The sequence below is a fragment of the Mesobacillus sp. genome, assembly GCF_047739415.1.
In the GTDB taxonomy this organism is placed as follows: domain Bacteria; phylum Bacillota; class Bacilli; order Bacillales; family Cytobacillaceae; genus Mesobacillus.
Genome location: NZ_JBIQOE010000019.1, coordinates 18,942 through 33,193 on the forward strand (window position 1 = coordinate 18,942; position 14,252 = coordinate 33,193).

General features: G+C 39.8%; 17 protein-coding genes. 8 read left to right on the forward strand and 9 right to left on the reverse strand.

Annotation, left to right across the window (positions count from 1 at the left end; all coding sequences use genetic code 11):
* Positions 1-42 precede the first annotated feature (42 nt).
* Positions 43-294, reverse strand: a complete 252-nt coding sequence (locus ACH0QE_RS01425) for a YkuS family protein (RefSeq protein WP_415798965.1) — start codon at positions 292-294, stop codon at positions 43-45.
* A 102-nt stretch (positions 295-396) separates the two neighbouring features.
* Between ACH0QE_RS01425 and ACH0QE_RS01430 the strand changes: the two genes are divergently transcribed.
* Positions 397-531 carry a YuzL family protein gene (locus ACH0QE_RS01430; protein WP_415798966.1) on the forward strand — a complete coding sequence of 45 codons (135 nt, stop codon included), beginning with the start codon at positions 397-399 and terminating at the stop codon, positions 529-531.
* Positions 532-578: 47 nt separating this feature from the next.
* Here the strand turns inward: ACH0QE_RS01430 and ACH0QE_RS01435 are convergent, their stop codons facing one another.
* Positions 579-2,198 (reverse strand): ABC-F family ATP-binding cassette domain-containing protein, encoded by a 1,620-nt coding sequence (locus ACH0QE_RS01435; RefSeq protein ID WP_415798967.1) that lies wholly within the window; start codon positions 2,196-2,198, stop codon positions 579-581.
* A 337-nt stretch (positions 2,199-2,535) separates the two neighbouring features.
* Here ACH0QE_RS01435 and ACH0QE_RS01440 point away from each other — a divergent pair, with 337 nt between their 5' ends.
* Positions 2,536-2,673, forward strand: coding sequence for a hypothetical protein (locus tag ACH0QE_RS01440; RefSeq protein ID WP_023627787.1), 138 nt, complete (start codon positions 2,536-2,538; stop codon positions 2,671-2,673).
* Positions 2,674-2,802: 129 nt separating this feature from the next.
* On the opposite strand, the gene ACH0QE_RS01445 is transcribed toward ACH0QE_RS01440, so the two are convergent.
* Positions 2,803-3,402, reverse strand: a complete 600-nt coding sequence (locus tag ACH0QE_RS01445) for an SCO family protein (protein ID WP_415798968.1) — start codon at positions 3,400-3,402, stop codon at positions 2,803-2,805.
* Positions 3,403-3,591: 189 nt separating this feature from the next.
* On the opposite strand from ACH0QE_RS01445, the gene ACH0QE_RS01450 reads away from it, so the two are divergent.
* Positions 3,592-3,990, forward strand: a complete 399-nt coding sequence (locus ACH0QE_RS01450) for a CidA/LrgA family protein (protein ID WP_415798969.1) — start codon at positions 3,592-3,594, stop codon at positions 3,988-3,990.
* 13 nt (positions 3,991-4,003) lie between these two features.
* Positions 4,004-4,651, forward strand: a complete 648-nt coding sequence (locus ACH0QE_RS01455; protein ID WP_415798970.1) for an LrgB family protein — start codon at positions 4,004-4,006, stop codon at positions 4,649-4,651.
* 45 nt (positions 4,652-4,696) lie between these two features.
* Here the strand turns inward: ACH0QE_RS01455 and ACH0QE_RS01460 are convergent, their stop codons facing one another.
* Complete coding sequence (locus ACH0QE_RS01460) at positions 4,697-5,359, reverse strand: Crp/Fnr family transcriptional regulator (RefSeq protein ID WP_415798980.1); 663 nt, start codon at positions 5,357-5,359, stop codon at positions 4,697-4,699.
* Between the two features lie 678 nt (positions 5,360-6,037).
* On the opposite strand from ACH0QE_RS01460, the gene ACH0QE_RS01465 reads away from it, so the two are divergent.
* Both ACH0QE_RS01465 and ACH0QE_RS01470 read left to right on the forward strand, forming a co-directional pair.
* On the forward strand, positions 6,038-7,966 hold the full coding sequence (locus ACH0QE_RS01465; RefSeq protein WP_415798971.1) for an endonuclease MutS2: 1,929 nt from the start codon (positions 6,038-6,040) through the stop codon (positions 7,964-7,966).
* 284 nt (positions 7,967-8,250) lie between these two features.
* Positions 8,251-9,087, forward strand: a complete 837-nt coding sequence (locus ACH0QE_RS01470) for a formate/nitrite transporter family protein (RefSeq protein WP_415798972.1) — start codon at positions 8,251-8,253, stop codon at positions 9,085-9,087.
* A gap of 170 nt (positions 9,088-9,257) precedes the next feature.
* Here ACH0QE_RS01470 and ACH0QE_RS01475 read toward each other — a convergent pair whose 3' ends face one another.
* Positions 9,258-9,428 carry a XapX domain-containing protein gene (locus ACH0QE_RS01475; RefSeq protein WP_192471710.1) on the reverse strand — a complete coding sequence of 57 codons (171 nt, stop codon included), beginning with the start codon at positions 9,426-9,428 and terminating at the stop codon, positions 9,258-9,260.
* A 213-nt stretch (positions 9,429-9,641) separates the two neighbouring features.
* Here ACH0QE_RS01475 and ACH0QE_RS01480 point away from each other — a divergent pair, with 213 nt between their 5' ends.
* Both ACH0QE_RS01480 and ACH0QE_RS01485 read left to right on the forward strand, forming a co-directional pair.
* Positions 9,642-10,826, forward strand: coding sequence for an MFS transporter (locus ACH0QE_RS01480; protein WP_415798973.1), 1,185 nt, complete (start codon positions 9,642-9,644; stop codon positions 10,824-10,826).
* A gap of 373 nt (positions 10,827-11,199) precedes the next feature.
* The gene (locus ACH0QE_RS01485) at positions 11,200-11,403 is read left to right on the forward strand and encodes a YozQ family protein (protein ID WP_415798974.1); all 204 of its coding nucleotides are present in this window, start codon (positions 11,200-11,202) and stop codon (positions 11,401-11,403) included.
* A 213-nt stretch (positions 11,404-11,616) separates the two neighbouring features.
* Here ACH0QE_RS01485 and ACH0QE_RS01490 read toward each other — a convergent pair whose 3' ends face one another.
* The 4 genes from ACH0QE_RS01490 to ACH0QE_RS01505 all read right to left on the reverse strand — a co-directional run.
* Positions 11,617-12,648, reverse strand: a complete 1,032-nt coding sequence (locus ACH0QE_RS01490) for a class I SAM-dependent methyltransferase (protein ID WP_415798975.1) — start codon at positions 12,646-12,648, stop codon at positions 11,617-11,619.
* Positions 12,649-12,988: 340 nt separating this feature from the next.
* Entirely contained in the window at positions 12,989-13,237 is a 249-nt protein-coding gene (locus tag ACH0QE_RS01495) for a transcriptional regulator SplA domain-containing protein (protein ID WP_415798976.1), read from the reverse strand.
* A 66-nt stretch (positions 13,238-13,303) separates the two neighbouring features.
* Positions 13,304-13,474 (reverse strand): hypothetical protein, encoded by a 171-nt coding sequence (locus ACH0QE_RS01500; RefSeq protein ID WP_415798977.1) that lies wholly within the window; start codon positions 13,472-13,474, stop codon positions 13,304-13,306.
* Between the two features lie 581 nt (positions 13,475-14,055).
* Positions 14,056-14,252, reverse strand: a 197-nt coding sequence (locus ACH0QE_RS01505; protein WP_415798978.1) for a hypothetical protein, incomplete at its 5' end; no start/stop codon positions are given.

Consider the following 14,252-nt stretch of genomic DNA (forward strand, 5'->3'; position numbering starts at 1 on the left):
ATAAAAAGTAAAAAAAACTGCCAAATGGCAGTTTCGTAAATGTTATTGATTTTGTCCGGTCTTTTGATCAATCTGCCTGCAAACCTCATCTGCGGATAGACCGTTTGCCTCAATGACTGATCCTTGTGTCGAAACATCTTGCATTCCCATAACATTTGAATCAATACCAGTGACTACACAGCAGTCACAGCCTTGAGCGTCTGCTTCAGAACGCAATTCGACGACATCATGTCCTCTTTCACGCAAAGCTGCTGATATGTTAGAAAGAGATTGTTCTACACCAACTCTTGCCATCAATAACACCTCCTCACTAATTTAAGTTGTCCGGCACAAGTATAAAATATTCTTAACGCAAGACAATATTAGGGAAAACTAATAGTGACAGGAGGGGTAAGCATGAGCAATAAAAGGAAAAAAGATTCATCAACTATTGGCCTAAACTCAAGCCAGGTGGAAGGGCAGGGAACTACGGTCAGTGAAACGGGCAGCCGTACTGCTTCTTCTTCACGTAAGAAGCAAAAAAGAGGTTAAAAGCAGCAAAATAAAAACCCTCGGAAATTGTCCGAGGGTTTTGGTGTTTAAGCATACATTTCTGCAATTTGTTTTTGAAGCTCTTCATTTTCAAGGTATTCATCATAAGTCATCTGCTTATCAATCAACCCTGAAGGAGTGATCTCCATAATCCTGTTTGCCACAGTTTGAACGAACTGGTGGTCATGGGATGAGAAGATCATTGAACCTTTAAAATTAATCATGCCATTGTTTAGGGCAGTGATGGATTCAAGATCCAGGTGGTTCGTTGGTTCATCCAGCAGGAGGACATTTGCTCCAGATAGCATCATCTTTGAAAGCATGCAGCGGACTTTTTCGCCTCCGGAAAGTACGCTTGCTTTTTTCAGTACGTCCTCACCAGAGAAAAGCATACGGCCAAGGAACCCGCGGAGGAAGCTTTCGCTGTCATCCTTTGGTGAGAATTGGCGAAGCCAGTCAACCAGGGTAAGGTCACTTCCTTCAAAGAACTCAGAGTTGTCTTTAGGGAAGTATGCCTGAGAGGTCGTTACACCCCACTTGAAAGTTCCGCTATCAGGTTCCATTTCTCCGGTAAGAATCTTGAATAATGTCGTAATCGCGATTTCGTTTTTCCCAACAAGTGCAATTTTGTCATCTTTATTCATGATGAAGCTGATATTATCCAAAACCTTTACGCCGTCAATCGTCTTGGTAATTCCATCAACTCTCAATAAGTCATTACCAATTTCACGATCAGGAGTAAATCCAACGTATGGATATTTACGCGATGATGGTTTGATGTCATCGAGCGAGATTTTATCAAGAAGCTTTTTACGTGAAGTGGCCTGCTTGGATTTTGATGCGTTCGCACTGAAGCGAGCAATGAACGCTTGTAATTCCTTGATTTTCTCTTCTTTTTTGCGGTTAGTATCCGACTGCATTTTTAATGCCAGCTGGCTTGATTCGTACCAGAAATCATAGTTCCCGACATAAAGCTGAATTTTGCCAAAATCAAGGTCGGCAATATGAGTACATACTTTATTCAGGAAGTGACGATCGTGGGATACAACAATAACCGTGTTCTCAAAATTGATCAGGAATTCCTCTAACCATTGAATCGCAGCAATATCAAGGTGGTTGGTAGGCTCGTCAAGCAGAAGCACGTCAGGCTTACCGAATAAAGCTTGCGCAAGAAGTACTTTTACTTTCTCTCCGCCGCCAATATCAGCCATTTTTTTATCATGAAGCTCTTCGCCAATACCAAGACCTTTAAGAAGAATCGCTGCTTCGGATTCTGCTTCCCAGCCATTAAGCTCAGCAAATTCACCTTCAAGCTCTGCAGCTTTCATGCCGTCTTCATCTGTAAAGTCTGCCTTCATGTAAATCGCATCTTTTTCCTGCATGACTTCATATAAACGGGCATGTCCCATTATGACGACTTTCAGTACTTCGACATCTTCATATTCGAAGTGGTTCTGCTTCAAAACAGCCATACGCTCACCAGGTGTCATTGAAATATTTCCTGTTTGCGCTTCAATTTCACCTGATAAGATTTTAAGGAAAGTGGATTTGCCTGCACCATTTGCTCCGATCAGGCCATAGCAATTTCCCGGAGTGAATTTAATATTAACATCTTCAAAAAGCTTGCGGTCACCATATCTCAAGCCGACATTTTGAACTGTAATCATTTATTTAGTAGCCTCCATTAATATATATCCCAAAGATTATAACATGTTTGTTTGCTATGAGCGAATTCTTTTTAAAGATAGGGCAGGTATTAAAGTGTATGATTACGATTTTTTTGTGGAATGGTGTTTTTAAAGGGGGCAAAGTGGGAAAAAGCGAGAGTAGTGAGTAATCGAGATAGTTTATATCTATATATCACAATGCCTTCGGAGGTTCTATTGGGAAAATTGTGAAATTTTTATAAAGCTGGTGTCAATTTTTTTGCTCATTTTCACACATTTTTCATATTTTTCATGTAGAATAATAATAGACAAAGTTGGATAAAAGGAGTTTTTGAAAATGGCTAAAAAGCAGCTGGTTGATTTTGTTAACCGCCTAAAGGAATCAGGGATAAAAGTCAGCTTCACTAAGCCAAAATCAGAATTTTTCTCCCTGCAAAAAACAGAGAAACATCCCACAACAGTGAATTCACATTAAGAAATAGACAGGCTCTCCTCATTTTGCTGAACCCTTCATGAATCTCATCTATGAGTCATAATGAAAAGCTTGATCAGTGCGGTAAATAGCATACAAAAAAGCGGTGCAAAGGACCGCTTTTTTGTATGCTTATATTTCATCCATTATTTCTTCGAATACTTCATCTTTATTAAAATCTTCCCCCATTGGGAATTTTTTTATGAATTTGTTGTTTTTATCAATCAGATAAGTAAATGTACTGTGGACGTAAAACCCATTCCCTGGATCACGATACTGAAACTGGAATGTATCGGCAACCTGTTTGATTTTCTTTTGTTCTTCCAAAGTGTCTGCTGGGTCACCCGTCAAGAAGATCCAATTTCCGTCGTTTTCGAGTCCGAAATTGTCCATATATTTCCTCAAAACTTCAGGCGTATCTCGGTATGGATCAATTGTAATAGTTACAAATTGTACTTCCTTACCATAAACACCTTCTTGGATTAAGTCTTTGCGAAGTAGGTTCATTTTTTGTGTTGTCGTTGGGCAGATATCAGGACAATGAGTATAAATGAATTCTACAAGCTTGATAGCCTCTGTTTCTTCACCAAAAGTATAGTTTTCTTCATCCATGGTGACAAGCGTGATGTCCTCTGGAATTTGTGCGTTCGCATCCCGAATTAGAAAAAATGAGATTCCCGATGTAATTCCTATTAATACAATAAGTGAGCTGATAAGATAGATTTTTTTCATAACACAATCCTCCCCCTTATAAAGATATAAGAAATATGAGGAAAATCATATGGACATTGTGTGAACTATGTTAAACATTCAACTTCCAGAAAAAAGATAAGTGAATATTCTTGCAATATAACGAATGAGATTTATAATGAATGGTAAAACAATTTCAACTTAAAGGGAAAAATAAAGGGGAATTAAGCTTTGAAAGCTGATAAAATCATAAAATACTTATTTCAAATCACAGGGTTAATCCTGATTAACAAAGCCGGCTTTTATATTGTAGAGCTGTTTGAGCTGCGTATTCCGGGTAATGTTTTGGGAATGATCCTTCTTTTCGTGCTTTTATGGACGAGGATCGTCAGGCTTGAATGGTTTGAAGGCGCAGCGGATTTTCTCGTTAGGCATTTATCGTTCTTTTTTGTGCCAATTTCAGTTGGTTTGATGACTCTCGGGGGTCTTATTGCAGAAAATGGCATTCAACTTGCGGTTATTTTAGTTTTGAGCGCTATTGTAGGCATGGTGTTTGCGGGAGGCACTTCACATGTGCTGATAAAGCGTAAGGGGGGGAAGGAAACTGGAAACTCTGCTCACGATCTTTAGCATCCTCATAACCTTGCTTGCATACCTTCTCGCCAGGAAGGCCGCGGGTAAATATCCATCTCCACTAACATCCCCGGTATTTTTAAGTACAGTGATTGTAATTACCGTGTTGCTGTTGCTGAATATACCTTATAAGGAATATGAACCAGCAAGTGAGATTATGACCTATTTTCTGGGGCCGGCTACTGTGGCTTTAGCTGTTCCATTATATCGGCAAAGAAAAGTCATTTCTGCTTACGCAGTTCCGGCTTTGTCCGGTCTTATAGCAGGTATAGTCTCGACCATTCTCTCAGCTGTGTTCATAGCGTATTTGCTTAACTTATCAGATTTAATCCTAGTTTCTTTGACGATTAAGTCTATTACAATACCTGTAGCATCGGAGGTTGCAAGGATCATCGGCGCAGATTCGATTTTGGTTGCTGCGTTCGTCATGATCACAGGCATGCTCGGGGCGATGATTGGCCCATTTCTTATGAACACCATGAAAATCTACGACCCTTTTTCGAGAGGTTTGGCAATCGGCACCATTGCTCACGGAATTGGTACCGCAGAAGCCGCCAGGGAAGGAGAGTTGCAGGGCGCAGTTTCAGGAGCATCCATGGGTATGGCCGCTATAATCACTTCGTTATTCCTGCCAATAATTCTCCCGGTATTTTTATAAGGAAGCAAATGAAAAAGGAGACCTCCACAGGTTTCCTTTTTTAATTCAATCTATATTACAATATTCTATCGGACAATTTTCACAGTCGATTTCTTGTTTGAGGTAGAGTAGGTCATGAATGATAATCCTTTTTCTGTATATGGAGATGATTCCTTCATCACGCAATTCCCCAAGCATGCGGCTGACACTTTCCCTGGCAGTTCCACAATAATTTGCTAAATCCTGGTTCGTGATCGGTACGTTGATGTGGATGCCATCGTCCTTTTGAATGCCGTAACTATTGCTCAGCCTAATCAGTGTGGAATATAAAGCTCCTTTTTTGCCGTGCAGGACAAGATCTCGGAATTTAGTGATTGTTTTTCGGATATGGTCATTCATCCATTTTAGGAATTGGTATGCAAGCTGGCTGTTGTTGAACAACGTTTGTTCCAGGTTCTCAATATTAATCGCTGCGGCCTCACCTTCTTCAACTACTCTTGCGTTGAATAAATATCTTGGACCCACTGTAAAGAGGGTTAGCTCGCCTACAATATCGTTTTTATTACATAATCTTAAATACAATTCTTTGCCTTCCGCGTTCATTTTTGAAATCTGTACTTTGCCGGACAGAATAATAAACATTTCTTTTGCTTCCTGTCCTTCGCGGAATAAAAAAGTACCTTTTTTAAATTTAATGATTTTTTCTGAGGCTTTTATTAATTCGCTCATCTCATAAGTTAATTTATTTTGATTCTCATGGCCGGCCACAAAATCTCCACCTTTTCCGTCCGTTGTTAACCTAATTTAAAATGAAATATAAACAAGAGGTCAATAGAGAAAATGTGAACATTATTTTTAGTACGAGTAATTTATCTATATTTTTCTTTTAACTGGTTAATTGTGGTTGACTATATTGGCTAAGAAGAAGTAATCTATTGTAGAAGATAATATTTATATTAGGGAGTATGTTTTATGTTAGGTGTCGTTCTTAACTAACCGTTAATTTCATACGGTCAATCCGGATTTTTTAATTAGACCTATAATAGGTTTATTTAATTATGCGCTGGATTGAATGTTAAGAACAAAGAACATAGTAAAGCATGCTTGATATCCGTGAGCAGAAGCTGTGTATTTGTACACAGCTTTTTCTTATGGAGAGAAGTGCCTGCAGCCATTACTGTGAGGCATTTTAGGAGCCGCTGTGGACTTGTTCCATTGCGGCTTTTTTAATTTATAAAAAATTTAATGATTTGTACCACGATTAGTGTCCAACTCCAGCGTCTAGCCCCTCGAGTCGTTTGGGTTCGCGCAATGAAGTCAAAAAACGCCTTCACTGGTCGCCCCTCCAACGCTTGTCGGGGCTGGACAAGGCGCTTGCGCTTTTCGGTATTTAAGGAGGAGTAAGAATTGAACAAACAAACTTTTGAAATTCTTGGCTACGATAAAGTAAAGGAAGAGATCGCCGGTTTTGCTATGACTGAATCAGGGCGTGTAAAAGCAAGGGAAATGCTCCCTTCCATCAATCTGCATCAAATCACAAGCTGGCAGGAGGAAGTTTATGAAGCGATTGAAATTCTAAGGATTAGCTCCAGTGTTCCAATCCACGGTCTTGAAGGGATGGAAATGGTTCTTAAAGGCTTTAACAAGGGAATCCCGCTTAGGACTGAACAACTCGTGCAATTGCTTTCCTTCCTGGAAACCTGCAATAAGATCCGCCGGTTTATGAAGGATAAGGAGTATGTGGCTCCTAGAGTTTCTGCATACGTATTTGCGATCGAAGAACTTCCCGAACTTGCTGATGAGATACAAAGATGTATTCGAAACGGACAAATTGATGATTACGCATCAAGGGATTTATTGAAGGTTCGGAAACAAATTGGAATCCAGGAAGAGCGTTTAAAAGAGAAGCTCAACCAGTTGCTGAAATCTGCAAAAATTAAACCATTTCTTCAAGAAGCTGTCATCAGCCAAAGAAACGGCAGGTATGTTGTTCCTGTGAAGAAGGAATACCGCGGCAAGGTTAGAGGGACGGTACTCGATACATCAGCATCAGGCTCAACTCTTTTTGTAGAACCCGAGGAAATTGGCATGTTCCAGGATCAGATGGAATGGCTATATTTAGACGAGCAAGCAGAGGTTGAAAAGGTGCTGTTTGCCTTGACTGGTTTGGCTGAGGGGAAAGAGAAAGAAATCCGAATGGCTATTGAGACTATGGTTCATTATGATTATCTGTTTTCAAAGGCAAAATATTGCAGGTCTATTGATGCTACAAAAGTAAGAATTCTAGAGGAGCCAATCATTTTGTTTAATGATGCACGCCATCCTCTTCTTGGTGAAAAAGCTGTTCCATTAACGATTGAAATTGGTACAGATTATCATGCTCTTGTCATTACCGGGCCAAATACAGGCGGGAAAACCGTATCCATCAAGACAGCGGGGCTGCTGTCGTTAATGGCACAAAGCGGACTGCTTCTGCCGGTGGGAGAGGAGAGTGCTGCAGGGATTTTTCATAAAGTGCTTGTCGATATAGGAGATGGTCAAAGCATTGAGCAAAATCTAAGCACGTTCAGTTCCAGGATAGTCAATATTATAGAGATATTGAAGGAAGCCAATGACAAGACGCTTGTCCTTCTTGATGAATTGGGTTCCGGCACTGACCCAGGAGAAGGGATGGGGCTTGCTACAGCCATCCTTGAGAATCTGAACAATAAAGGGGCAACTATATTTGCGACAACTCATTACAGCGAGATTAAAGACTTTGCTGACAATCATGAGGATTTCATGAACGGTTCAATGGAATTTGACCTTGAAACACTTAAGCCCACTTACCGTCTGCGTATCGGAAAGGGCGGGGAAAGCCAGGCTTTTGCAATTGCGCTGAAACTTGGCATCCATCCTAAGCTAATCGAACGGGCGCATACGATAACCTACAAATCTGAGAAGGATTATACTGCGTTATTTACTAACGACCCTTCTGCGTTGAAAGCAAGAGAGCAGCAAATCATTGCTAACAGACACAAGAGAAAGAGGTCATCTGCTGTTTCTAAGAAGCCGGTAACAAGATTTCAAATGGGAGACAGTGTACATGTATTAAGTAGAGGAGAACTAGGCGTGATTTTTAGAGGCCCTGACAGTCAGGGCAATTATCTCGTCCAAGTCAGGGACGGTAAAATCGAGGTTAATTATAAGCGCCTGAAGCTGAATCTGCCTGCATCAGAGCTTTATCCAGAAGACTATGATTTTAGTATTATATTTGAGTCCAAAGAGCACCGAAAGCTGTTGAACCAGATGGATAAAAAACATATTGAAGAACGTGTTATACGTGATGATTCATGAATCTATTACATGCAAGGAGAGCCTTTTTTGGAAAGGGCTCTTTTTTGGGTAAATAGTGAGCTGAATGAAACATTCTTTTGATCTTTTATAAAGGATTTCCCCTATTCATCATTAAGGATCGAAGCCTGATTAGGATAAAAACCCTTTATTTTAAGGATGAAAACGCTTCGAAAATGGACATAAACAGTTCATGGTGTTTACTATTAACAAACCCAAATTTCAGGTTTAAGATTAATCTAACAGCAAAATATGTGATTTTATTCACAAACAGAGGAGTCTTAAAAATGAGTGAACAGCCAATGGAAGTAGCTATCGCCACAGCTTTAAAAAAGAAAAAGTATCTAAGGGAGTCAAAGGCAAAGTACCTGCTTCGGGCAGCACTTGCCGGAGTTTATATTGGCTTTGGCATCATGGTCTCATACCGGCTGGGTGAATATTTTTATGATACTCATTCAGCTGCGACACCTATCGCTAGCTCGATCTTTTTCGGCTTGGCTCTTGTCCTGATTTTGTACGGTGGAGGAGAATTATTCACAAGCAACACAATGATGATGACAATCAGTTCTTTAAAAAAAGCAACAACGTGGAAAGATACCATTGAAAATTGGATAGCGTGTTATTCCGGAAATTTGATAGGAGCGGTATTCTTTGGAATTCTTATAATGCTGTCGGGCATTTTTATATCACCAGAAAAATCCCAATACATGATGGAAACTGTGAGCATGAAAATGAACACACCTGCTTATCAATTGTTCTTTCGTGCAATCCTGTGCAATTGGCTAGTGTGCCTTGCTGTATGGGTTCCGTTTAATGTAAAAGGAGATGGAGCAAAAATAGGAGTCATGATGCTTTTGGTTTTTGCTTTTGTAGTGTCAGGATTCGAGCATAGTGTTGCTAACATGGTCCTCTTTTCGATTGCACTGTTTGTTCCCCATCCTGAAACTGTCAGCATTGCCGGAAGTATATTCAATCTACTGCCTGTTACACTGGGGAATATAATAGGCGGAGGATTTTTTGTTGGTACTTTATATGTCTACCTGAATGCCAAAGGAGTGGTAGGCGAAAAGAATAAAATTAAAACCCAATCAGTGTATGGACAAAATGCATTTAAGCGAATGTAAGCAATTAAAAAATCCACGGAGGAATCCGTGGATTTTAGTTATCGCTATATTTGCATTAATTGTTCTAAGGACATATAAATTCAGCTCGATATTTAAAGGAAAGGGGCTCGTTTCGAGAGGATCAGGCATTTATTCCGTAATTTCAAAGCTTTAAAAAGAGCCTTGTCCTGTCAGCCTTTAAAGGAATTCAAGATCCATTCCCCGACAACTCCACCTAAATAAACTCCCACAATTCCGAGGACACCCGCTAGTACAGGAGGTGCTGGAAGAGGAAGCTTCAGGAATTTAAAGAGGATTCCTACTACTAAACCAGCAACTAAGCTTAAGATAATTTCTTTCATGTTTTCACCGCCTCTTATGGCAAGATGGTTATGGATTATTAGTGAGCAGACGTCTGATCACTTATCAGCAACATTATTTTAACATGACAAACATAAATTGAAAACGCTTTATTTATTCTTTTATGATGCTTAAAACAAAATTATCTATTCTTATATTAAAATAGTGGTAAAATATGACTCAAACTCTATAATTCATCAGTTCGGAGGATACAAATGGACAAGCACATCAAGCGCAACATCTTTACTTTGCAAGGTTTTTATCTTTTTGTGTTTTTTGGCATAGGTAGCTTATTTCCTTTATTAAGTGTTTACTTAAGCGAAGTTGAAAAATTAAATGGATACCAGATTGGTATTATTCTGTCTATTGGTCCAGTTATCATGATCTTCTTCCAGCCGTTTTGGGGAATGCTTGCCGATATGAAAAATTCCCATAATGTGCTGCTCACTTTCACAACCTTGATAACAGGGATTGCCGCTATGGGATATATTTTCTTCGAGGGCTTCTTTCCTTTCATCATTGTAGCGACTATTCTTGCGATTTTTCAAAGCGCAATCATTCCTTTGTCAGATAGTATTTCCTTAAAATATACAAGCAATGCCGGAGTCAATTATGGTAATGTTCGATTATTTGGTTCCCTTGGTTTTGGGCTAGCAGTTTTTATAATGGGCCGATTGTCCGAGTGGAACCCGAAAGTGATTTTCTATGCGTTTTTCCTGACATTATTGATATCCGCAGCGTTTTCGCTCAAAATGCCAAGAGAATCTTCGGGACGTCCAAGTGGTCTTTTCGCAGGTATGAAGGATTTAATGCGGATGAAGAGGTTTCTTATTTTCCTTGGAGTTACATTCATGGTTTTTGGTCCTAACCTGGCCAATAACTTTTACTTCAGTCTGTTTGTAGAGGACCGAGGGGGCACTTATACTGGGATTGGTATTGCGTTCCTTATCGCTGTGTTATCCGAAATTCCATTCATGAGGGTTGCTGGAAGCTGGATCCGTAAAATAGGGTTGCTCCAGGTAGCTTTTATTGCAGCGCTAGTGTCATTAATTAGATGGATTTTTTATTTTACAGAGCCTGCTTTATCTCTTGTATACGCATCAGCTGTTATTCAGGGTTTTTCACTTGGATTGTTCATTCCCGCGGGTTTGCAGTATATTCGGGATATCACGCCATTGCATATTACGGCTACGGCAGTGACGATTTATTCCGCAGTTGGCAACGGATTAGGTAACTGGTTTTTCACGTTCTTCGGTGGCATCATTTTTGAGGAATTCAGTATTTATGGGGTGTACATATTCTTTGCTGCTATGACATTAGTCGGTGTATTGCTGACATTCTGGTTGCTGCAGGATGATAAGAAAAGCGCAAGCGCCTTGGTCAGCCCCGACAAGCGCTAGAGGGCCGACCGGTGAAGTCGTTCTTTTTGACTTCATTGGTAGAACCGAAACGTCCCGAGGAGATAGGAGCCGCAGCTAGACAAGCGACTCGAGTTGCTCAAAGCTAACGCTTCTCGCAAGATAATCGAAGAAGCTAAATCAGGGATGAGAATTGGCTAGGCGCTGGAGATAGACACTAATCCAAGTATAAAAAGTTTATACTTTATAATGTAAAAAAACGTCTCTCGAAACAGATAATTAGTGAAAGGATAAAGACGGAATTAGATTAAACCCTTATCAATTTTAAAGGGTTTTTTGTTTTTCCATACTATTGAGAAGTATGGTTTTAGTCTTTATATCAAAAAATAATTTAAGTACGAAAGGAGGGACTTTCATGAAAGAGAATAAAGGTAAAAATCTTGGGCTTGCAGGACGTATGTACGATACATCGGATTATCAAAAAAATGATGAGCTATCAAATGGGCTTGCTATGACCCATGAACAAGCCAGCGACAGTTATGTAGAAGGGCAGATCGGCGGAAAGATTGAGCGCTCGTCCGGAGCCGAAGATGAATTGAATAACAGAGGTTATCAGTAAGCAGGAAATGAGGGGTACAAGTGTCGCATAAAGGTGAATTTCAATCGAATGGTGATCAATACAAAATGCCCAACGCTTTAAAACAAAAGAAAGATTTTGTCTATCGAGTAGGGTACACTTCAAGTACCGGTAATCAGACAAATAACGAAGAGGAACCTGTAAAGAGATCGGATCTATAAAAATTTGCAGGCCCTTCTAAGAAGGGCCTGTTTTTTATCGAGGTCGTGCTATGATACCGTTATGGACTTTGATAAAGCCGTGCCTTAAAATGTCTAAACCGTTCTCATATAAATAAAGCCCCATCTGCTCGACTGTCATCAGTTCCCTATATGTGTGGTTCATGACATCCGCCATGATTTCATAATACAGCTTGGATTTTAACTGAGCCCGGGGTGTTGTCATGATGATATATCCACCCGTTTTTAGGAACTTCGTGTGCCAATCCACGACTTCGCTTTTTAAAGAATCCGGGAAGTGCTCGAGTAATCCGACACTAAGGACGATATCAAATTCTCGGCCAAAAGGAAGCTTGCGAATGTCTTCAACAATGTACTCAGTCTCAAAATCACTTTTATGGTAGACTTTATTGCCTCCTGTTGAGGGATTGCTCCCCAGAAATGGATAAGTATCAGGGAATTCTCCAAACCTTGTATCCTTGCAGAAAGGATCATAATCCACAAAGACAATGTCACCGCCTGGATACATTGCGCTTAACTGCATTGCTTCATATCCTTCAGCGGCACCGAGGAACAGAATTCTTGGCTTGTTTAAATCAAGTCCTTCAAACAAAGCACGTTTGCCCCTTGGATCCCAAATGCCATCCTCGACCCGGTGAGCGTAGTTCCATAGATGTATTCTGATCAATTCACCTAATGCAGATTTTGTTTCTGTCAGCTTGAAATTCGTAAGGCTCTTCATGAAATTCCGTTTCGAATTGTCCATTTCAGCAGGAACATCCTTTACGAACCACTCGTGGAACGACTTGTTGAACATCTGCCAGGAGATGTTCGCCGGAAGACTTTGTTGATTAACTTCTTCCCATTCCTTCTTTTCCTGCGCGAAGGATGTTACCTCGTATGGTCTTCCTACATCTTTCCAGCTTAGCTGGCTCCAATCATTCACGGTATTCAATTTTACAAACTTATTGTATTCCTTTTCTGTAAAATTTCTAAGGTCCATTCTGTAGGAAGGTTGCAATCGGGTTTCATTTGGATTCAAGGCCGGCTCAATTTCTAATTGAAGCAATCTGGTCACCCCACAAATTTATATTGCTTACTAAATTCGTTTCATATTGAGAAAACCCTTTAATTTTCTAAAGATTACAATAATAAAAGCACACCCTGGTTGGATGTGCTTTTAGAAAGAGGAATTGCCGTTTTAAAGCTTTCCACGTCGAATCACTTTGTTGGGGGTAAGGATGCCTTTCTTTAGATAGACAAATCCTCCTTCGAGTGCAGAGCCAATGACGAACTTAGAAGATGCTGATAAAACTTTCATCTTCATCCCTCCTAATGGAAATTGGCTTGCGTTTCTATTTTTACCCATTTAAAATGCTCTTGAAACTTTTGAAAAGGTAGGGGGATTACTATGAGTCATATGGATCCATTGCTTCAAAATAAGCTTTTTCGGCTGCGTCTTGTGTAGCAAATAGAGCATCATCATCTTCAATTACATGTAAGGTTTCGTTCAGGAATAGGGCGAACTGATTAGGATCTTTTGGATGCGGAACAATTTCACCAGCTTTTATGTTTGAAACAGAAGGTACATGAGGGTTACGATAAATTACGAACACTTCATCACCAAATTTCAAATTTTTCGGATCGAGTGAATCCAAGTTTAATACCTCTCTTCGTTAAGTTTTAAGCATTGGTTGCATTGTATGTCGGTGTCATACCTTGAATCATAAATTTTCATTTTGCTGTTTTATCTCATCCCCGGTAAGAATAATATTTCCAGCTTCGAAATCCCGATGCTCATCAACAGACCCTCCGGGCACATAGCGTTGATTTGGTGTGTATGTTGATTTAAGTAAAGCCTTGTTCGGTTTTAAACCCTCTTTATTATTATCCAAAATCTCACCCCCTGGTAAGACTAGTTTTTGTATTGAAGTAAAGGATATACGGGTAATTTAATCTGTGTCATAAACATTGGAAAAGACACTAATTGGTCACAAGTGTAAGGGTTTACATTTCGGGTGTGGTGGTATAATAAAAGTGTAGAAAGAAAGTGATTAACATCTTAGGAGGCTCAACCAATTGTGTTCGTTCCGTAGTGAACGAAAAAAGGTTTATTCCTAAAGTGATGTTACCCTCTCTTTACAAAATCAGTATCACCAGCCGCAGGATCTTGAACCTAATACAAGTTAAACCAGAATGAATGTTGCCTCCTTTTGGTTCATTTCAAAAGGGAAGAAGCGGAAGTCCAGCCTATTATATACTGGTACGCTGGAATGAAGCTTTTAACCAACAGAGTATCAATTGATACTTGGAAAGGTACCAGTTTGAGAGGAAGCTATCAACTTTCAGGTGAAGCGGTTTTTAGGCGAATTTATCCTTGAAGGCAGCTTACAATCCAAATGGATTGGTGAGTCGGGATGCATGATGTGAAGAAAGGCTAAACGATTACTAAAAGGAATAATGAGTCTCTCGGTGATTATACCGAAAAATGTGTTTGTAAAGAGTCGTCATAAAAAGGGGAAACTTTTTTATGAAAAGACACTTTAATGCGGAACAAACACACATCGGCTATAGTAAGAGGATCATACAACTCAATAGTTCCAAAAAGTTTTGGGCTGATGCTGGTTGGGTCTCCTAAGATGTTAAAAAAGAAGCTCGCAAATGAGCTTCTTT

Excerpts from the sequence above, each read along its gene's own strand:
- ACH0QE_RS01485 (WP_415798974.1), top strand. The coding sequence starts at position 11,200 with ATGAAAGAGAATAAAGGTAAAAATCTTGGGCTTGCAGGACGTATGTAC.
- ACH0QE_RS01440 (WP_023627787.1), top strand. The coding sequence starts at position 2,536 with ATGGCTAAAAAGCAGCTGGTTGATTTTGTTAACCGCCTAAAGGAATCA.
- ACH0QE_RS01430 (WP_415798966.1), top strand. The coding sequence starts at position 397 with ATGAGCAATAAAAGGAAAAAAGATTCATCAACTATTGGCCTAAACTCA.
- ACH0QE_RS01475 (WP_192471710.1), bottom strand. The coding sequence starts at position 9,428 with ATGAAAGAAATTATCTTAAGCTTAGTTGCTGGTTTAGTAGTAGGAATC.
- ACH0QE_RS01445 (WP_415798968.1), bottom strand. The coding sequence starts at position 3,402 with ATGAAAAAAATCTATCTTATCAGCTCACTTATTGTATTAATAGGAATT.
- ACH0QE_RS01480 (WP_415798973.1), top strand. The coding sequence starts at position 9,642 with ATGGACAAGCACATCAAGCGCAACATCTTTACTTTGCAAGGTTTTTAT.
- ACH0QE_RS01470 (WP_415798972.1), top strand. The coding sequence starts at position 8,251 with ATGAGTGAACAGCCAATGGAAGTAGCTATCGCCACAGCTTTAAAAAAG.
- ACH0QE_RS01425 (WP_415798965.1), bottom strand. The coding sequence starts at position 294 with ATGGCAAGAGTTGGTGTAGAACAATCTCTTTCTAACATATCAGCAGCT.
- ACH0QE_RS01435 (WP_415798967.1), bottom strand. The coding sequence starts at position 2,198 with ATGATTACAGTTCAAAATGTCGGCTTGAGATATGGTGACCGCAAGCTT.
- ACH0QE_RS01460 (WP_415798980.1), bottom strand. The coding sequence starts at position 5,359 with ATGAGCGAATTAATAAAAGCCTCAGAAAAAATCATTAAATTTAAAAAA.